The 19,169-nt window shown below is 72.5% G+C and carries 16 protein-coding genes and 1 tRNA gene; 13 read left to right on the top strand and 4 right to left on the bottom strand.

All coding sequences use genetic code 11. The features are described from left to right. Nucleotides 1-144: 144 nt before the first annotated feature. Nucleotides 145-525, bottom strand: coding sequence for a cell cycle two-component system response regulator CpdR (gene cpdR / locus L7N97_RS00085; RefSeq protein ID WP_129227240.1), 381 nt, complete (start codon nucleotides 523-525; stop codon nucleotides 145-147). A 289-nt stretch (nucleotides 526-814) separates the two neighbouring features. Here cpdR and L7N97_RS00080 point away from each other — a divergent pair, with 289 nt between their 5' ends. The 6 genes from L7N97_RS00080 (at nucleotide 815) to uvsE (ending at nucleotide 9,317) form a co-directional block, all read left to right on the top strand. Beyond that, complete coding sequence (locus L7N97_RS00080) at nucleotides 815-1,741, top strand: N-formylglutamate amidohydrolase (RefSeq protein ID WP_237476348.1); 927 nt, start codon at nucleotides 815-817, stop codon at nucleotides 1,739-1,741. Nucleotides 1,742-1,983: 242 nt separating this feature from the next. Next, the gene (gene hisN / locus L7N97_RS00075) at nucleotides 1,984-2,793 is read left to right on the top strand and encodes a histidinol-phosphatase (RefSeq protein ID WP_237476347.1); all 810 of its coding nucleotides are present in this window, start codon (nucleotides 1,984-1,986) and stop codon (nucleotides 2,791-2,793) included. Between the two features lie 39 nt (nucleotides 2,794-2,832). Then, entirely contained in the window at nucleotides 2,833-5,691 is a 2,859-nt protein-coding gene (locus L7N97_RS00070; protein ID WP_237476346.1) for a rhamnan synthesis F family protein, read from the top strand. Nucleotides 5,692-5,746: 55 nt separating this feature from the next. Beyond that, nucleotides 5,747-6,628 (top strand): SDR family NAD(P)-dependent oxidoreductase, encoded by an 882-nt coding sequence (locus L7N97_RS00065; protein WP_237476345.1) that lies wholly within the window; start codon nucleotides 5,747-5,749, stop codon nucleotides 6,626-6,628. A gap of 124 nt (nucleotides 6,629-6,752) precedes the next feature. Continuing rightward, a complete protein-coding gene (locus L7N97_RS00060; RefSeq protein WP_237476344.1) occupies nucleotides 6,753-8,087 on the top strand; it encodes an MFS transporter in 1,335 nt (444 codons plus the stop codon). 105 nt (nucleotides 8,088-8,192) lie between these two features. Continuing rightward, nucleotides 8,193-9,317, top strand: a complete 1,125-nt coding sequence (gene uvsE / locus L7N97_RS00055; RefSeq protein WP_237476343.1) for a UV DNA damage repair endonuclease UvsE — start codon at nucleotides 8,193-8,195, stop codon at nucleotides 9,315-9,317. 24 nt (nucleotides 9,318-9,341) lie between these two features. Here uvsE and L7N97_RS00050 read toward each other — a convergent pair whose 3' ends face one another. Next, nucleotides 9,342-9,809: a Fur family transcriptional regulator gene (locus tag L7N97_RS00050; RefSeq protein ID WP_237476342.1), complete on the bottom strand. Its 468-nt coding sequence runs from the start codon at nucleotides 9,807-9,809 to the stop codon at nucleotides 9,342-9,344. A gap of 147 nt (nucleotides 9,810-9,956) precedes the next feature. On the opposite strand from L7N97_RS00050, the gene L7N97_RS00045 reads away from it, so the two are divergent. The 6 genes from L7N97_RS00045 (at nucleotide 9,957) to L7N97_RS00020 (ending at nucleotide 15,544) form a co-directional block, all read left to right on the top strand. Next, nucleotides 9,957-10,832 (top strand): metal ABC transporter solute-binding protein, Zn/Mn family, encoded by an 876-nt coding sequence (locus L7N97_RS00045; protein WP_237476341.1) that lies wholly within the window; start codon nucleotides 9,957-9,959, stop codon nucleotides 10,830-10,832. Between the two features lie 14 nt (nucleotides 10,833-10,846). Then, nucleotides 10,847-11,671, top strand: coding sequence for a metal ABC transporter ATP-binding protein (locus L7N97_RS00040; RefSeq protein ID WP_237476340.1), 825 nt, complete (start codon nucleotides 10,847-10,849; stop codon nucleotides 11,669-11,671). Next, nucleotides 11,658-12,521, top strand: a complete 864-nt coding sequence (locus L7N97_RS00035; RefSeq protein WP_237476339.1) for a metal ABC transporter permease — start codon at nucleotides 11,658-11,660, stop codon at nucleotides 12,519-12,521. The genes L7N97_RS00040 and L7N97_RS00035 overlap by 14 nt, the downstream gene beginning before the upstream one ends. Before the next feature lie 88 nt (nucleotides 12,522-12,609). Further along, the gene (locus L7N97_RS00030) at nucleotides 12,610-13,737 is read left to right on the top strand and encodes an ATP phosphoribosyltransferase regulatory subunit (protein ID WP_428981039.1); all 1,128 of its coding nucleotides are present in this window, start codon (nucleotides 12,610-12,612) and stop codon (nucleotides 13,735-13,737) included. Then, entirely contained in the window at nucleotides 13,734-14,705 is a 972-nt protein-coding gene (gene hisG, locus L7N97_RS00025; protein WP_237476337.1) for an ATP phosphoribosyltransferase, read from the top strand. The genes L7N97_RS00030 and hisG overlap by 4 nt, the downstream gene beginning before the upstream one ends. Before the next feature lie 71 nt (nucleotides 14,706-14,776). After that, nucleotides 14,777-15,544: an endonuclease III domain-containing protein gene (locus L7N97_RS00020; RefSeq protein WP_237476336.1), complete on the top strand. Its 768-nt coding sequence runs from the start codon at nucleotides 14,777-14,779 to the stop codon at nucleotides 15,542-15,544. A gap of 127 nt (nucleotides 15,545-15,671) precedes the next feature. On the opposite strand, the gene L7N97_RS00015 is transcribed toward L7N97_RS00020, so the two are convergent. After that, nucleotides 15,672-16,784 (bottom strand): 2'-deoxycytidine 5'-triphosphate deaminase, encoded by a 1,113-nt coding sequence (locus L7N97_RS00015; RefSeq protein ID WP_237476335.1) that lies wholly within the window; start codon nucleotides 16,782-16,784, stop codon nucleotides 15,672-15,674. Between the two features lie 1,028 nt (nucleotides 16,785-17,812). Here L7N97_RS00015 and L7N97_RS00010 point away from each other — a divergent pair. After that, nucleotides 17,813-17,899, top strand: a tRNA-Leu gene (locus tag L7N97_RS00010). Between the two features lie 336 nt (nucleotides 17,900-18,235). Here the strand turns inward: L7N97_RS00010 and L7N97_RS00005 are convergent. After that, on the bottom strand, nucleotides 18,236-19,169 hold a 934-nt coding region (locus L7N97_RS00005; RefSeq protein WP_255721581.1), incomplete at its 5' end, for a DEAD/DEAH box helicase.

The raw sequence follows: 19,169 nt of genomic DNA, 5'->3' as shown, positions 1-19,169 counted from the left end.
CCATGCCGGTGGTCGGGGTCGACGACGTCGTGAGCCTCGTCACACGAAGCCGCGACCGCGCACCTCGGCACCACCTCGCGGCGGAGCCGCCGCGCGGTCACGCCGCAGCCTCGCCCTGACTCGACGGAGCGCCAGGCTCCCGCGTCAGGCCGCCAGAAGCCGCTGCACCTCGCCGACGAGGTCCTTCAGGTGGAACGGCTTCGACAGGATCTTGGCCTCGCGGGGGGCGTTGTTGTCGGGGTTCAGCGCGACGGCGGCGAAGCCCGTGATGAACATGACCTTGATGTCGGGGTCGAGTTCGGTCGCGCGCCGGGCGAGTTCGATGCCGTCCATCTCGGGCATCACGATGTCGGTGAGCAGGAGCTCGAAGGGCTCCTCGCGCAGGCGGTGGTAGGCGGACAGGCCGTTGTCGAAGGACGTCACCACGAATCCGGCGTTCTGCAGCGCCTTGACGAGAAAACGACGCATGTCGTTGTCGTCCTCGGCGAGCAGGATCTTCGTGGCCTGGTCGGCGTCTGCGTCCATCATCCCTTCCTCGACTTCCCCGGCGATCCGGACCGACGTTAGCCATCAATTCGTATAATGGTTAAAGCGGGGTTAAATCCAACCACGCCCACGCCCTGCGGCGAGATCGCATCCAGGGCTCGGCCGGACGGTCGCACCGCGACATGAAAAAGCCGTCAACCGGCGCGGCTCTGCCGCGTCCCGCCCATCCGACGGATCGCGGCTCCGGGCCGCGGCCGCGCGGGTTTGGCCGTGGACAGCGGGGCACCCCTGTAGGCAGAGTGAGACGGTGGCACGACGAGGACGGCGGATGGCGCGGACGGGTGCGGAGGGCGGCGATGCGGGCCCGGAGTTCGATCCGCCCTTCGAGGTGATCGAGCCCGCGACGCTGACGAGCCCGGTCGTGCTGTCCTCGCCGCATTCGGGCCGGGTGTACCCCGAAAGGTTCCTGCGCAGCGCCCGCCTCGACGCGGCGAGCCTGCGCCGCTCGGAGGACGCCTTCGTCGACGACCTGTTCGAGCCCGCCGTGTCGCTCGGTCTGCCGCTCCTGAAGGCCCACTTCCCGCGCGCGTATCTCGACCTCAATCGCGAGCCCTACGAGCTCGACCCCCGCATGTTCGACGGGCGCCTGCCCGCCTACGTCAACACGCGCTCGATCCGCGTCGCGGGCGGCCTCGGCACCATCGCCCGCGTGGTGGGCGACAGCCAGGAGATCTACGCCCGGCGCCTGCCCGTCGAGGAGGGGCTCCGGCGCATCGACGAGCTGCACAAGCCCTACCACGCGATGCTCCAGGAGCTGCTGCACCGGGCGCTGAAGCGGTTCGGGGTCGCCGTGCTGGTCGACTGCCATTCCATGCCGTCCTCCTCCATCACCGGCACGGCCGACCCCGCGACGTGGCGGGACGAGAAGACCAAGGCCGACTTCGTGCTCGGCGACCGCTACGGCACGAGCTGCTCCCGGCTCTTCATCGACGTCGCCGAGGCCGCGCTCCGCGGGTTCGGCTACCTGGTCGAGCGCAACAAGCCCTACGCGGGCGGCTTCATCACGGAGCACTACGGCCGGCCGGCCGGCGGCTTCCACGCCCTGCAGATCGAGATCAACCGCGGCCTCTACATGGACGAGAAGCTGATCGCGCGGGCGCCCGGCTTCGACGCGCTGTCGCGCCACCTCCACGCCGTCGTGGCGGCCGTGTCCGAGATGGCCGGCGCGCGGCCGGACCGCATGGCGGCCGAATAGGCCCCGACAAGAAAGAGGCCGCTCAGCCTTTCGGCGAGCGGCCCAAGTCTAGGGAGGAAACGCCCAAGAAGGGCATACGGCATCTCTGCCGCGTCGCAACATAAGCATGTGCGCCGCACAAAAGCAAGGGGCTCTGCCGGCATTCGTCGGACGAGCGGCTTCGCGCTTCATCCCCTCGGGCCGGGGTGATATGAGGGCGCCGCGCCGAGAGCCCGGACGGGCTCGCCTCCCGCGGAGCCCGCATGACGATCGTCGATTTCGAACCCTTCGTCGCCGAACTCGCGGCCGTGGCCGGCGAGGCGATCCTGCCATTCTTCCGGACGGCGCTGCACGCCCAGGACAAGGGCGGCCCCGGCACGGGGCGCAGCCAGTTCGACCCCGTGACGGAGGCCGACCGTGCGGCCGAGACCGCGATGCGTCGCCTGATCCAGGCGACTTTCCCGGCCCACGGCATCGTCGGGGAGGAGTTCGGCGACCACCAGGCCGACGCCGAATACGTCTGGGTGCTCGACCCGATCGACGGCACCAAGAGCTTCATCTCGGGCCTGCCGACCTGGGGAACGCTGGTGGCGCTGGAGCACCGCGGCGTGCCGGTCTACGGCATGATGCATCAGCCCTTCACGCGTGAGAAGTTCTTCGGCGACAACGCGCGCGCGACCTGGTCGGGCCGCAACGGCCACGGCACCGAGATCGTGCACCACCTCCGGGCGCGGAGCTGCGCGGCGCTGGCCGACGCCACGGTGATGACGACCAGCCCGGCGCTGATGGACGGTGCGGAGCGCGCCAGCTTCGAGCGCGTGGCCGCGCAGGCCCGGCTCGTGCGGTTTGGCGGCGACTGCTACAGCTACTGCATGGTGGCGGCCGGCCACGTCGACCTCGTGATCGAGAGCGGGCTGCAGCCCTACGACATCGCGGCGCTGATCCCGATCATCAAGGGGGCGGGCGGGGTCGTGACGACCTGGACCGGCGAGGATGCCGAGCGCGGCGGCGCCGTCGTGGCGGCGGGGGACCCGCGCGTCCACGAGGCGGCGCTGAAGCTGCTCGCGGGCTGAGGCCGCCGTAACACCTCCTCGGGATCAGCGCGGGACGAGATGACCGACGACACGAACAGCGACGGGGAACGCCGTCCGTCCGCGGGCGAGAGCGAGGCCCTGCTGACCCAGCGTCTCGCCGAGCGGCTGGCCGAGCGCGTCGCCGCGCTGGAAGGCGAGAACCAGGGACTGCGCGAGCAGGTCGCCGCGATGCTCGGATCGACCTCCTGGCGCGTCACCCGCCCGGTGCGCGGCGTGGCGCAAGCGCTGCGGCGCCGGCCGGCGGGCGCCGGGCGGCGCGGGCAGACGGCGCCGCACACGCCCCTCGCGCGGCCCGCGCCGACCCACGGGCAGTATACGATCGCGCCCGGCGAGGCCCCGTCCGACCCGAGGAGCGTGTGGACGCTGGAGACCGGGCTCTTCGACGCGTCCGCCTACCGGGCGGCGGCCGGGCTCGGCGCGGTCAGCGACCTCGCGGCCGCGGAGCATTACGTGATCGAGGGCGAGCGCCGCGGCATCCCGCCCAACGGCTTCTTCGACCCCGCCGTCTACGCGGAGTTGCATCGCGAGGTCGTGGGCGCCGATATCGGGCTGCTGATCCACTACGCGCGCTACGGCCGTGCCGAGGGCCGGATCGCGAGTTTCGACGCCGATGCCGACATCCGGCCCGGCCGGCGGCCCTTCGACCCGAGCCTGCCGACCGCGCTCCTCGTCTGCCACGAGGCCAGCCGCACCGGCGCGCCGATCCTCGGCTGGAACCTCGCGCGCGAGCTCAACCGTGGCCGCAACCTCGTCGTGGCGCTGGTCAACCCCGGCGGCGACCTCGGCTCTATCTTCTACGACGAGGCGAGCGCCGTTGTGGGGCCGTTCCGCAAGGGGCAGCTCACCTGGTTCTACATGGCGCGCTTCGGCCGGGAACTCGCTCGGCGCTTCCCCATCGACTTCGCGGTCGCCAACAGCATCGAGTGCCAGCCGGTGCTGATCGGCCTCGCCGCGGCCGGCCTGCCGACGGTGACGCTCGTCCACGAATACCCCACCGGCCCTGAATCGCGGGCGCGGATGCAGAGCGGCATAATGCTGTCGCAGCAGGTCGTGTTCGACGCGCGGAGCCAGCACGAGGCGGCGCTCGCCTGCTGGCCCGGCATCACGCCGCGCAACACCCACGTGTTCCACCAGGGCGCCAGCGAGGTGCCGGCCGACCCGAAGGCGCCCGCGCCCTCGCCCGCAGCCCTGGCGGCGAAGCGCGACGCCGTGTTCCGCGCCGTGCGGGGCGACGGCACGAAGCCGGTCGTGCTCGGGCTCGGCACCGTGTCGATGCGCAAGGGTCCGGACCTCTTCGTGTCCTGCGCCGCGGCGGCGGCGCGGCGCCTGGGGCCGGGCGCGATGCGCTTCGTGTGGATCGGCCACACCCCCGCGAAGCCGCCCGAGGGCGATTTCCCGAACTGGCTCGCCGACCAGGTGAAGCGCTCCGGCCTCGGCTCGGACCTCGTGTTCCTCGACGCGGTCGACGACCTCGCCGGCGCCTATGCGGCGGCCGACGCCGCCATGATCTCGTCGCGGCTCGACCCCTTCCCCAACGTCGCCATGGACGCCGCGGCGGCCGGCGTGCCCCCCGTCTGCTTCGCCGAGGCCAACGGCTTCGCGGACTGGCTCGCCGCCGACCCGCGCACCGCCGCCCTGTCGGTGCCCTACCTCGACGCCGATGCGGCGGGCGCCATCCTGGCGGGGCTCGCGCGCGATCCCGAGCGCCGGCGCGCCCTCGGCGAAGCGCTGCGGGAGCGCAGCGCGCGCGACTTTCCCATGGAGCGCTACGTCGCGCGGCTGATGCCCCTCGTCGCCGAGGCGGAGCGCATCGCCGCGCAGGAACGGGAGGACGTGGCGCTGCTGCTCGCCGACGACACGTTCCGCGCCGACCTGTGGCAGAACCCGCACGAGAGCTTCACCCGCGACGAGGCGGTGCGGCTGCACGTGCGCAAGGCCGCCTCGGGCCAGGAGGCGAACCAGTATTGCCGGCGGCCGGCGCTGGGCTTCGTGCCGCAGACCTACGCCGACCATCACCCCGCGCTCGACGCGGCGCCCTATCCGAACCCGCTGGCGCACTGGATCCGCGCCGGCAAGCCGGCCGGCCCCTGGTCGCACCCGGTGCTGGTGGCGGGCGAGGGGGAGGCGGCGGGGCGGGGAGCCTCGCTGCGCGCGGCGCTGCACCTCCACCTCCACTATCCGGAGCTCGCCGACGACATGCTGTCGGCCCTCGCCGCCAACGCGGCGCGGCTCGACCTCTTCGTGTCGACGACCTCCGACGACAAGGCGGCGGCGCTGCGCGAGCGCTTCGCCGGATGGGACCGCGGGACCGTCGCGGTGGAGAGCTGCCCGAACCGCGGGCGGGACGTCGGGCCGATGCTGACGCTCTTCGCCGAGCGGCTGCGCGGCTACGACGTCGTCGGCCACCTCCACGGCAAGCGCAGCCTCGCGCTGACCGAGGTCGGGCTGAGCCTCGACCTCGGCGTGCGCTGGCAGGCCTTCCTGCTCGGCCACCTGCTCGGCGGCGCCTTCCCGATGGCCGACCTGATCCTCGACCGCTTCGCCGCCGACGAGCGGCTCGGCCTCGCGTTCCCCGAGGATCCCAACCTCACGGGGTGGAGCCTCGACCGCGAGATCGCGAGCGACCTCGCGCGCCGCATGGACCCCGCGATGGCGGTGCCGCACTCCATCGACTTCCCGATCGGCACGATGTTCTGGGCGCGGCCGGCCGCGCTGAAGCCGCTGTTCGACCTGCGCCTCGGCTGGGACGACTACCCCGCCGAGCCCGTGCCGATCGACGGCACGATGCTGCACGCGATCGAGCGGCTGCTGCCGGTGGTGGCGACACACGCAGGATTCGGGCTGACGACCACCCACGTGCCGGGCCTCACGCGATAGACGGCAACTCTCCTGAGCCTCCGCTCATTGTCGCGCCATCGGACGGGAGACGGCGATGAGCGGGAACGGCGGACGGCAGGGCAGGGGGCGCCTCGACGGCAAGGTGGCGATCATCACGGGCGCGGCGCGCGGCATCGGCCGCTCCACCGCCGTGCTGTTCGCGCGCGAGGGCGCGGCGGTGGTGGGCATCGACATCGCCGGGCCGGTGTCCACGGCCATCACGGTCGAGCCCGCGACGGAGGACGAGCTCGCCGAGACGGGGCGGCTCGTCGAGGCCGAGGGCGGGCGCTGGCTCGCCGAAACGCTGGACCAGCGGAACATCGGAGCGCTCCGCGCGGCGGCCGACAGGGCGGCGACCACCTTCGGAGGCGTCGACATCCTGTTCGCCAACGCCGGCATCCAGGACTTCAAGCCGATCCTGGAGATGGACGACGCCGACTGGCACGACCAGATCGACGTCAACCTCAACGGCACCGCCAACGCCGTGCGGGCCGTGGCGCCCCACATCGTGCGCCGCGGCGGCGGGCGCATCATCCTCACCTCGTCGACGCAGGGGCAGCACGGCACCAAGTTCGGCGCCAGCTACTCGGCCTCGAAGTGGGGCATCCTCGGCCTGATGAAGTCGGCCGCGCTGGAACTCGGCCAGCACAGGATCACCGTCAACGCGGTCGTGCCCGGCCTCATCGACACGCCGCTGACGCGCCACCGCTCGCGCTACGCCCAGGCCGTGGGCGACCTCGACAGCGACAGGCCCACCGAGGAGCTGGAGGCCGAGGCGAAGAAGAAGCTGACGGAGAAGTCGCCGCTCGGCGTGCCGTGGATTTCGCCGGACGACATCGCCCCCGTGGTGCTGTTCCTGGCCTCCGACGAGGCCCGCATGGTGTCGGGCGCCGCCTACGACGCCACCGGCGGCGACAGCGCCAACAACGTCGCGTGAGGCGCGCACGGGCGCGCGGATCCGCCCGACTTTCGCCTGCACGCCCCGCCGAACCGTCTGGCGCGGCGGGCCCGCGCCTGTATGATCCCGCCCAACGGCTGCGAAAGTCGATGGGGTGGGAAACATGGTCGATCAGACGGCGCGCACCGACGTCGAGATGCGCACGATGGCGAAGGTCACGCGGCGCCTGCTGCCCTTCCTGATGCTGTGCTACTTCATCGCCTACCTCGACCGCGTGAACGTCGGCTTCGCCGGCGTGACCATGCGGGGCGACCTCGGGCTCTCGGCGGCGGCCTTCGGCGGCGCGGCCGGCATCTTCTTCATCGCCTATTTCCTGCTGGAGGTGCCGAGCAACCTCGCGCTCGACCGCTTCGGCGCGCGGGTCTGGATCGCCCGCATCATGTTCACCTGGGGCCTGATCTCGGGCGCTCAGGCCTTCGTGGTGGGCGAGACGAGCTTCGACGTGGTGCGCTTCCTGCTCGGTTGCGCCGAGGCGGGCTTCTTCCCCGGCATCATCTTCTTCCTGACGCTGTGGTTCCCCTCGGCCTACCGCGCCCGCATCGTCGGCATGTTCATGGTGGCCATCCCGATCTCGACCGTGATCGGCGCGCCGATCTCCGGCTGGCTGCTGCGCAACCTCGACGGGGCCATGGGCCTGCACGGCTGGCAGTGGGTCTTCATCGTCGAGGCGCTGCCGGCGCTGGTCCTGGCCTTCGCGGTCTACTTCTACCTGACGGACCGCCCGCGCGAGGCCGCCTGGCTCACCCCGGAGGAGAGCGGCTGGCTGCAGGCGCGGCTCGACGCCGAGCGCGCCCACCGCGAGAGCCGCCACAGCATCTCCTGGCGGCGCGCCGTCGTCGACCGGCGGGTGTGGGGCTTCGGCTTCGTCTACATGGGGCTCAACATCCCGCAATACGGTCTGAGCTTCTTCCTGCCGCAGATCGTCAAGGCCTTCGGCCTGTCGGACGTCGAGACCGGGTTCGTCACAGCCATCCCCTACGCGGTCGGCGCCGTCGGCATGATCCTGTGGTCGCGCTCGTCGGACCGCACGGGCGAGCGCAAGTGGCACACCGTGATCCCGCTGCTCTGCATCACGGTGGGCATGCTGGCCGCCGCCGCGCTCCCGAACCCAGCGCTGCGCATGGCCTGCTTCTGCCTCGCGGGCTTCGGCTTCTTCGCCGTCTACGCCTCGTTCTGGGCCATGCCGACCGCGATCCTGTCCGGCACGGGCGCCGCGGCCGGCATCGCGGCCATCAACTCCATCGGCAACCTCGGCGGCTATTTCGGCCCGCAGGTCTTCGGCATCGTCAAGGACCGCACCGGCGGTGACGCGGGCGGCCTGCTGTTCTTCGCCGCCTGCGCGCTGGTGGGCGCCGGCATCGTGCTGCTGCTCGGCCACGACGCTTCTCTGGAGCGGGCGCCGACGCAAGCCGCCGCGCGGGCCCCCACCAGGGCGTGACGTAGCCCTGACGCTGCGGCGACCCGTCCACAGCCGGGCGGGCGGCCGCGCGCAACTTCCCGCGGCGCGGATGGTTGCCCCGCATCGGACGGGGGTGTGGGCGCGATGGCGAGGACGGCGAAGCGGAGGCACGAGGCGCCGGTGGAGCGGCCCGAGGGGCGGCTCAGGCTCGGGTTCCCGGTCAAGGTCATGGGCCGGCCCGACCTCAAGAGCAACGACACCCGCCGCTGGCAGGCCGACCCGCATCTGCGCGTCAGCCTCGAACACCTCGACAACATCCTCGCCTACCTCGGCCGGCACGGCATCGACATGTACCGCATGTCGTCCGACATCGCGCCCTACGCGACCCACCCCGACATGCCCCAATTCCACTCCATGGTGCGGGACTGCGCCTCCGACCTCGCGGCCTTCGGGGCACGGGCGAAGGGGCAGGGCATCCGCCTGTCCTTCCATCCCTCGCAATACGTCGTGCTGAACAGCCCCGACCCGGAGCTGGTGAAGAAGAGCGTCGCCGACCTCACCAGCCAGGCCGAGATGCTCGACCTGATGGAGCTCGGCCCCGAGGCCGTGATGGTGATCCACGTCGGCGGCACCTACGGCGACATCCCGGCCAGCAACGCCCGCTGGGTCGAGAACTGGCCGACCATGCCGGAGCCGGTCCGGCGCCGCCTCGTGCTGGAGCACGACGACATCCGCTTCAGCGCCTCCGACACGCTGTGGATTCACGAGCACACGGGCGTGCGGCTGATCTTCGACCACCAGCACTTCCTGTGCCTCAACCCCGACCGGCTCGACATGGGCGACACGGTGCGGCGCATGCTCGACACCTGGCCGGACGGCGTGCGGCCGAAGATCCACTTCTCATCGCCGCGCACCGAATTGCGCGAGCTGAAGCGCAAGGACAAGAAGACCAAGAAGGTCAAGACCGTCCACGTCGCGCCGATCTGGACCGGCCACGCCGACTACGTGCACCCGTTCGAGTTCATGGGCTTCATGCGCTCTGTCACGGACCGCGACTTCGACGTGATGATCGAGGCCAAGGCCAAGGACCTCGCCCTGATCCGCCTGCGCCCCGACATGCTGCGCTACGCGCCGGACGTGGCGGCGCGCTTCGGGCTCAGCGAGGCCGAGCGCGACCGGCTCGACGCCGAGGAGGAGATGGTGATCGCCGAGAGCACCGCGGTGCCGGTGCCGGCCGAAGGCGACGCCCTGGCCGACGAGGCGGCGTGAGCGCGACCGACGGCTTGGCTCGGATCACGCCGCCCCGCACCGCCCGCAGATCCCCGCCAGCTCCACCATCTGCTTCTCGATCCTGAAGCCCGAAGCCTTGGCGCGGCGCGCCAGGGTGGCGTCGACGTCGTGGTCATCGACCTCGTCGGTGACGCCGCAGCGGGTGCAGATCAGCAGGAGGCCGTGGTGGTGGTGGCCGGGCGAATCGCAGACCGCGAAGGCGTTGCGGCTCTCGATCTTGATGACGAAGCCGTTTTCGACCAGGAAATCCAGCGTCCGATACACCGTGGGCGGCGCAACCTGGCGGTCCTGCAGCTTCGCCAGCCCGTCGATCAGCGCGTAGGCGGTCAGCGGGGCGGGGCTGTCCGCGATGAGGCCGAGCACCTGCCGGCGCAGCGCGGTGAGCTGGACGTTGCGTTCGCCGCACAGCGCCTCGACGCGCCGCAGCCACGCAGCCCGCCCTTCGTCAGCCGTCCCGTGAGCATGGTTCATCGCACCTCTCCGGCCCTTATCTGAGCCGATCCACCGGGCGCTTCAACCCTCCCCACACGGCGATCCCCTGGGTATGTTGTAACCGCAGAAGTTATAACGTAACCATAGGCCAACGCCGCTCCGGCGCTGTTCCACGGGGTCCGCACGATGTCGCTCAAGTCTGCCCTCCTGATCGGCGCGCTCGCCGCCGTCGCGCTGCCCGCGGCCGCCTCTGCGGCCGGCATCGACGTCGTCGCGGCCGAGAACTTCTACGGCGACCTCGCCCGCCAGGTCGGCGGAAAGTACGTCAACGTCACCTCGATCCTGTCGAACCCGGACCAGGACCCGCACCTGTTCGAGGCCGACCCGTCGACGGCCCGCAAGCTGAAGGCCGCCAAGGTCACGATCCAGAACGGCGCCGACTACGATCCCTGGATGGAGAAGCTGCTGAAGGCCGACCCGTCGCCGGGCCGCGTCGAGATCGTGGCCGCAGACCTCGTGGGCAAGAAGGCTGGCGACAACCCCCACCTGTGGTACGACCCCGCCACCATGGAGGCGGTCGCCAAGGACCTCGCGGCGAAGCTGTCCGCGATCGAGCCCGCCCACAAGGCCGAGTTCGAGCACAACGCCGAGGCCTTCGACGCCTCCATCAAGCCGCTCGACGCCAAGATCGCCGCCATGAAGGGCAAGTTCTCCGGCACGCCCGTCACGGCCTCCGAGCCGGTGTTCGGCTACATGGCCGGGCTCCTCGGCCTCGACATGCACAACGAGGCCTTCCAATTGGCGGTGATGAACAACACCGAGCCCTCGGCCTCCGACGTCGCCAAGTTCGAGGACGACCTCAAGGACCACAAGGTCAAGGTGATGATCTACAACGGTCAGGCCGACGACAAGGCGGTGAAGCGGCTCGTCGGCATCGCCAAGGAGGATCACATCCCCGTGGTGGCCGTGTCCGAGACCGAGCCGGCCGGCACGACCTACCAGAGCTGGATGCTGAAGCAGCTCGACGCGCTCGACCGCGCGCTGTCGGCGAAGAGCTCCTGAGGCGCGACCGACCCTTGGACCTCGTCGCCTTCGAGCGCGTCACGCTGGAACTCGGCGGCCGGACGATCCTGTCCGACGCCGGCTTCGCGATCGCGCCCGGCGAGTTCGTCGGGCTGCTCGGCCCCAACGGGGCCGGCAAGACGACGCTGATGCGCGCCGTGCTGGGCCTCGTGCGGCCCCGCGCGGGCCGCGTGCTGGTCGACGGGCGCCCGGCCGCGCCGGGCAGTTCGGCCGTCGGCTACATGCCGCAGGTGCGCGGCTCCACCGACCTGCGCTGGACCGGCTGGGATTTCGTCGCCGGCGCGGCCGGCGGCCATCGCTGGGGTCTGCCGCGCCTCGACGCCGCCGCCCGGGCCGAGGTCGCCTGGGCGCTCGACGCGGTTGGCGCCTCGGCGCTCGCGCGCCGCCCGCTCGGCGAACTCAGCGGCGGCGAGCGCCAGCGCCTGCTGCTCAGCCAGGCGCTGCTCGGCCGCCCCAAGCTCCTGCTGCTCGACGAGCCGCTGATCTCGCTCGACCCCGCGCATCAGCGCGGCGTGGTGGAGCTCGTGGCGCGGCTCTCGCGCGAGCTCGGGTTCGGCGTGATCTTCTCCGCCCACGAGCTCAACCCGCTGATGGGCGCGGTTCACCGCGTGCTCTACGTCGGCCGCGGCCGCGCGGTGCTCGGCACCGTCGACGAGGTCATCACCGGCCCGGTGCTGTCGCGGCTCTACGGCTCGCCCATCGAGGTGCTGCGCATGGGCAAGCGCATCTTCGTCATGGCGGGCGACGCGGAGGCCGAGGCGGAGGCGCACCGCCACGAGGGACACGCCTGCGGAGGGCACGACCATGCTGGCCTATGACTTCATGCGCACGGCCTTCGCGGCCAGCGGCGTCGTGGCGCTGCTGGCCGGCCTCGTCGGCTACTTCCTGGTGCTGCGCAACCAGACCTTCGCGGGCCACGCCTTGGCCCACGTCGGCTTCACCGGGGCGACGGGCGCCATCATGGTCGGCATCGCGCCGCTCTGGGGCCTCGTCGGCTTCACGCTCGCGGCCGGGCTCGCCATGGGGGCGCTCGGCGAGAGGCTCAGCGCGCGCGACGTCGCCATCGGCATGACGCTGTCGCTGGCGCTCGGCTTCGGCCTCCTGTTCCTGCATTTCTACACCGCCTTCGCCACGCAGGCGACGGCGCTGCTGTTCGGCAACGTGCTCGGCGTCGACCCCGAATCGCTGCTGTCGCTCGTGGTCCTGTCCGCGCTGTCGCTCGCCGTGCTGGCCGCCGTGTCGCGGCCGCTGCTCTTCGCGAGCCTCCAGCCGGAGCTGGCGGAGGCCCGCGGCGTGCCGGTGCGGCGCGTGTCGGTGATCTTCCTCGGCATCGTGGCCGTGGCGGTGTCGGAAGCGTCGCAGATCGTCGGCGTGCTCCTGGTCTTCACGCTGATGGTCGGCCCCGCCGCGGCGGCCCGCAACCTGTCGCCGCGCTTCGGCGTCGGCGTCGCGCTCTCGGCCGCGCTGGCGCTCGCGGAAGCGTGGGGCGGGCTCGTGCTGGCCTGGCAGACCGACTGGCCGGTGAGCTTCTGGATCACCGCGCTGTCGGCCGCCGCCTACGGGCTGAGCTTCGCCCCGATGGCCGCGCGGGCGTCGCGCGCCCTGTCGCGCCGGCGCGCGGCGTCGGCGGGGCCGGGCGGAGCGCCGGCTCCGCGGGCCTCCGCCTGACGGCCGTGTTCACCCTCGCGCGCGAAACGGGTCGCCTCGCCGGGCCGGGGTCGCTAAGGGTGGCGGCGTCGATGAACCGCGGGATGGGATCGTGACCACAGAAGGGCCGGGGCCGGCGCGCGCACGAGCGGGAGCGGCCCTCCTCCAGCACCTCGTCGCGGCGGGCTACGACCCGATCGATCCGCCGCTCCTGCACGACGCCGGCACGTTCCTCGACCTCGGCGGCGAGGACATCCGCGCGCGCTTGTACCTCACGGCGGACGCCGCGGGCCGCGAGCTGTGCCTCCGCCCCGAATTCACGATCCCCGCGGCCCGCGCCTACCTGGCCTCCGCGGCCGCCGGCCGCCCGGCGGCCTACAGCTACTTCGGCCCGGTGTTCCGCATGCGGGCGGGCGGGCCCGGCGAGCTCCGCCAGGCGGGGTTGGAGAGCTTCGGCCGCACCGACCTCGCCGCCGCCGACGCCGAGGTGCTGGCCCTGTCGCTCGACGCGGTCGAGCGCTCGGGCACGCGGCTCGAGACCGTGTCGCTCGGCGACGCCGGGCTCGTCGCGGCGGTGCTCGACGCGGTGGACCTGCCGCCGCTGTGGCAGCGGCGCGTGAAGCGCGGGCTGGAACGCGGGCAGGGGCTCGACGCCGCCCTGCGCGGCGCCCCGGCGCGGCGCGGCGAACATTCCGGCCTGCTCGCCGCCCTGGCCGGCGCCGACAACAAGGACGCCCACGCGCTCGTCACCGACCTCCTGTCGATCGCCGGCATCACGGCGGTGGGCGGGCGCTCCGTCGGCGAGATCGCCGACCGCTTCCTCAGCCAAGTGGCGCAGGGCGCCGCCCCGGACGTCGGCGACGAGCGCCGGCAGCTGCTCGACGCCTTCTTCGCCGTCGCGGGCGACCCGGACCGCGCGTCCGGCCAGCTCCGCGCCCTGGCCGACGACGCCGGGCTCGACCTCGGCGCCGCGCTCGACCTCCTCGACGAGCGCATCGGCTTCATCGCGGCGCAGGGCGTGGACCTGTCGCGCCTCGGCTTCAGCACCGCCTTCGCGCGCAACCTCGACTATTACACGGGCTTCGTCTTCGAGGCGCACGGGGCGCATGCCGACGGGCCGGTGATCGGCGGCGGGCGCTACGACCGGCTGTGCGGCGCGCTCGGCAGCCCGGCGCCGATCCCCGCCGTGGGTGCGGCGATCTGGATCGACCGCCTGGATTCGGAGACGGAAGCGTGAGCGCCGCCAAACCCTTCGTCCTCGCCGTGCCGTCCAAGGGGCGGCTGCAGGAGAACGCCTTCGCGTTCTTCGCGCGCGCAGGCCTGAAGCTCGTCCAGGGCGGCGGCAGCCGCGACTATCGCGGCCGGCTCGCGGGCGTCGACGGGCTGGAGGTGGCCTTCCTGCCCGTGTCCGAGATCGTGTCCCACGTGGCCGACGGCTCCGCCCACCTCGGCGTGGCCGGCGAGGACGTGCTGCGCGAGTCGATCCCGGACGCCGACGCCTCTGTGGCCTTCCTGTCGCGGCTCGGCTTCGGCAACGCCGACGTCGTGGTGGCCGTGCCGCGCGCCTGGATCGACGTGCGCACGGTGGCGGACCTCGAGGACGTGGCGGCGAGCTTCCACGCACGGCGCGGCCGGCGCATGCGCGTCGCCACCAAATACGTGAACCTCACGCGCCGCTTCTTCGCCGAGCGCGGCGTCACCGACTACCGCATCGTGGAAAGCCTCGGCGCCACCGAGGGCGCGCCGGCGGCCGGCGGCGCGGAGCTGATCGTCGACATCACCACGACGGGCGCGACCCTGCAGGCCAACGCCCTCAAGGTGCTCGACGACGGCGTGATGCTGCGCTCGGAAGCCAACTTGGTCGCGTCGCTCGCCGCCGACTGGAGCGACGAGCACCGGGCCATCGCGCGGGCCCTCCTCGGCCGCATCGCCGCCGAGGAGCGGGCGCGCACGACGCGCGAGCTGCGCGCGGCCTTTCCGGACGGCGCGCCCGCCATCGAGGCCGGCGCTCTGGACGCGTTCGGCGCCGCGCTGGTCGGCCGCGAGGACGGGCGCCTCGTCCTGCACGGGCCCAAGGCCCGCGTGCCGGACATCGCCGACTGGCTCATCGGGCAGGGCGCCGCCGAGGTGGCGGTGCTGCCGCTCGACTACGTGTTCGCGGCGAGGAACCCGCTCTACGAGGCGCTGGCGGGCCGGCTCGGATAGCTGTCCCCGGTCCGTCCTGAGTCGGTGAGTCGCAGGGTGGAACCGGCCGGGGCGGGGCGGATTCGCTCCCCATGCCGCAGCTCTTCGACCACGCCCCCGTCGCCGCGCGCCCGAGCCGGGCCAAGCCCGCCCGCCGCGGCCTGCCGCGACCGTCGGACGAGCTGCGCCTGAAAGCACTGGAGGTCCATCGGCGGCTCGGCGAGGTGTTCGGCCTGCCGATCCCCTATTTCCACAGCCTCGACCCGCTGAGCGAGCTCGTGTCCTCGCTGCTGTCGCACCGCACCCGCAACGCGGAATCGGGGCGGGCCTTCAAGGCGCTGCGGGGGCGCTTCCCGGACTGGGCGGAGTTGATCGACGCCGACACCGCCGAGGTCGAGGCGCTGATCGCCGGCGTCACCTGGCCCGAGGCCAAAGCTCCCCGGATCCAGCAGGTGCTGCGCGACGTGCGGGATCGCCACGGCGCCCTGACGCTCGATTTCCTGGCCGACATGGAGCCGGAAGCCGCGCGGGCGTGGCTGGCCGCCATCCCCGGCGTCGGGCCGAAGACCAGCGCGGCCGTGCTGTCCTTCTCGACGCTGCGCATGCCGGCGCTCCCCGTCGACAGCCACCACCACCGCGTCGCGCAGCGGCTCGGGCTGATCGGCCCCAAGGTCGACGTCGGCCCGGCCCACGACGCGCTCCGCGCGCTGCTGCCCGCCGACTATTCGGCGCAGGACCTGTACGACGACCACGAACTGCTGATGCTGCACGGGCAGAAGACCTGCCGCTTCCGCTCACCCGCCTGCGGCCGCTGCCCGCTGCTCGACCTGTGCCCGGCCGGGCACGCGCGAGGGGCGTGACCCGCTGCTCCGCACCGTGAGCGGAGCGACGCGATCCGGCCGTGGTGCGGGACCACCTGCGTCCCGCTCGGCCGAGCCGTCGCCCTGGATCGCGTCGCCGCGCTCGCGCTGACGGAGGGCGGGGCTGTCACCCCTTCCTGAAGTGCTTCGACAGCTTCAGCCCCTGTGCCTGATAGTTCGACCCCGCCACGGCGCCGTAGAGCGTGCGCGGCGGCTCGGACATGCGCTCGTAGACGAGGCGGCCCACGATCTGCCCGTCCTCCAGCACGAAGGGCACGTCGCGCGAGCGCACCTCCAGCACGGCGCGCGAACCCGCGCCGCCGACCTCCGCGCAGCCGAAGCCGGGATCGAAGAAGCCGGCGTAGTGGACGCGGAACTCGCCGACGAGCGGGTCGAAGGGCGTCATCTCGGCGGCGTGGCCCGGCGGCACGCGCACGGCCTCCTTCGACGCCAGGAGATAGAACTCGCCGGGGTCGAGGATCAGCTCGCGCCTCGCCCGGACATGGATCGCCTCCCAATAGTCGGAGGGGTCGAGCGCGTCGACGAGGTCGACGTCGATGACGCCCGTGTGGCGCTTGGCGCGGTAACCGACGAGGCCCGACGCGTCGAAGCCGGCGAGGTCGATCGACACCGCGACGCCTTCCGCGATCACCGGCTCGGCCCCGGCGACCAGCGGCTCGGCGGCGTGGAGGGCGCGGTGGCCGGCGTCGTCGAGGCGGGCGTCGCCCGCCGTGAAGCGGATCTGCGACAGGCGCGAGCCCGCCCGCACCCGCACCGGGAAGGTGCGCGGCGACACTTCGGCGTAGAGCGGCCCCGCGTAGCCCGGCTCGATCGTGTCGAAGCGGCGCGCCCGGTCGGCGATCACGCGGGTGAAGACGTCGATGCGCCCGGTCGAGCTCTTCGGGTTGGCCGAGGCGCGCAGGCCGGGGGGCAGGGCGAGCCGGTCGTCGAGCTCCACCACCGTCACGGTGCCGGGCTCCAGGATCACGCCGCGTTCGAGGTCGAGTTCGTCGGCCTGCTGCGCCGCCATGCCGTCGAGCACCGTGCGGCTCCGCCCCGGCAGGAAGCTCGCCCGCACCCGCCAGGCGCGGCGGCCGAGTCTCAGGTCGAGGCTCGCCGGCTGCAGCACGGGAGCGGCACCGTCCGCGGGCAGCGCGGAGCGGATCGCGCCCGCGTCGCGCAAGGCCTGGATCTGGTGGGCGGCGAGGAGGCCCGGCGCGGGATCCGCGGGTGAGGACATCGGGGCGAATCCGGGGCTGGGCTGGGTCAGTCGATCCACGGACCTACGCCGAACGCGGCGGCGCGCCAAGGCGCCGCACGACGCTTCTCTGGGCCATTCGAAGATTGCCTCTTCGAGCGACGATAAGGGCGCGAGCCTGTCCTCGGCGAAAGCCTCGCGGATCTGGGTGGTCGGGTCGGCGGTGTCACGGACGACGTCGAGCAACGCGTTCCCGAGGATCGGCATGGTGCGGGGGGCCGCCCTGATCGATCGGGGCTGCGGTCGTCGAGCCAAGTGACGGGCCGTCGCCAGTGCAGGCTGTTCTCCATCATCCAGTGACCGCGCCAAAGGGCCAGCGAGGCGTCGGGGTCGGCCTGCTCGGGCGACAGGCTCGCGATCGCAGAGCCGATCTCGTGCCTGATCGGACCGGCGCACACACGGGTCCGCTCGATCCGGCATACCTGGGCCGTGCCGAGCCAGCCGAGATGGGCCACGCATTCGCGGCTGACGGCGAGCTGTCGCGTCTCGATGCGGCCACGATCCGGTCCCGCAGGGCTTCCCCCCGTACAGCCGATCTTGAAGGCGAGCGACCGGATGGCCGCGTGTCGAGCGCTGTGCTCTCGCCCTGATGCTCCTGCACCATCCAGACCTCGCGCTCGCGGATCTCGGGGGGAATGGGTGGCGCTTCGTCATGGCTCCAGCCTCGCAAGATCAGGCGTATCGTCAGTATCCGGCGCGGTTCACCCCTACGTCTGCCGCCACACGTGCGCGTCCCGCATCATCCAGAAAGGGGGCGCCCTCCCCATCGTCATGCGCTACCCGGCGTCGGTCCTGGACGCTGCGGCGTGATCCGGGCCTACTTCGAATCTTGGGGAAGCGGTCGGGCAGATCGCCGGCATCGTCTTCGCCCTCGTCGGGGCGGGGCTCCCCGTCCCCGCCGGCTTCGACGACGGGTCGGGCCGGTAGACACAAAGTGTCCTCCGGTCTACCACTCGTGACCGGCTGTGACGGGGCCCGGACACTGTGACCGAAACCGCCACGTCGTGACCGCGGGCGTGGCGGAATTGGCATACGCATTGGACTTAAAATCCAACGTCTGTAGAGACTTACGGGTTCGACCCCCGTCGCCCGCACCACATGCCACGAGACTCGAAATGCCCCGCTCGCGAGGGCGTGGGGGATCGAACACTCCCAGCGCGCACCAGCCACAGTGATCTGAACCGGGTCGACCCGTTCTGCCTTCCATGGGTCGTACGCCGCGGGATGCCCAGATCCGCGGGGGGAGCACATCCGTCAAGGTGGTGAGGGTCGATGGGTGCTCACCGCAATCTTCTGACGGGCGTCAGGCGGCGTCGGGGGTCAGAGTGGCGGCCTGCTCGTCGATGCGGTCGGCGATCGTTTTGAGCGTCATGTCGCGGCGCCGTGAGGGTGCCCCGCACGGCGATGCCGGGACATCACGCCGCGTATGTTCCTCATCCCGCCCGGCGCAAGTCCGCGAACACCCGCCCGTCCGGCCAGCGGCACTCGACCTGCTCGGATAGGCCGGCGGCGCGAACCCGAACGGCGCTCGGTCGCACGAGTTCCTGGCTGCGCTCGACGAGTTCCACCGCGGTCATCGGCGCGTCCCCGCCCCCGCCGAGCCCGCGCCACCAGCCCACCGCCTTCTGGCGCAGGTAGCCGCTTTCCTCCGGGTGGAGCCGCACCCGCACGGCGCCCCCCTCGCAGGCGAAGACGAGGTCGATGCCGCTCCGCCCGGAGCCGGGCGCGGCGAATTCGAAGCGCCAGTCCGGCACCGGGTGCCACACGGGTCGGCGCTCGGGCGGCAGCTGGTCGGACAGGATCGGCAGCGCGTCCTCGGCTTCCTCGCCGTGCGGCGGCTCGCCCGCCTCGGGCTCCACCCAGCAGGCCTCGCAGGTCGAGGCGTTCATGGGGATCAGCACGCCGCAGTCCGGGCAGGGCTTGGCCCGCACCTCGTCCTCGCGCCCGCGCACCGCCGCGGCCGTGCGCGCCGTGACGATGTCGACCGGACCGTGCATCCGCACGAGGCCCGCGTAGTCGAGCACCAGCGCGTCCGCCTTGCCGGGCGCGCGGCGGAGCGCGCGTCCGACCTGCTGAACGTAGAGCCCCGTGCTCTGCGTCGGGCGCAGCAGCGCCACGAGGTCGACTTCGGGCACGTTGAAGCCGGTCGCCAGCACGCCGACCGAGGTGAGGCAGCGCAGTTTGCCCGCCCGGAACTCCGCCACGATGCGGGTGCGTTCGCGCTTCGGCGTGCCGCCCGACACGCTCTCGCAGGTGAAGCCTCGGCGCCGCACGGCGTCGCGCACAGCCTCGGCATGGGCCACGCCGGCGCAGAAGGCCAGCCAGGCGCGGCGCTCGCGCCCGTAGGCCACGAGTTCCGCGACGGCG

The sequence above is a fragment of the Lichenibacterium dinghuense genome, assembly GCF_021730615.1.
Taxonomy (GTDB): Bacteria; Pseudomonadota; Alphaproteobacteria; order Rhizobiales; family Beijerinckiaceae; genus Lichenihabitans; species Lichenihabitans dinghuensis.
The sequence above is the reverse complement of the archived record's forward strand: the minus strand, read 5'-3'. Positions and strand labels throughout refer to the sequence as shown.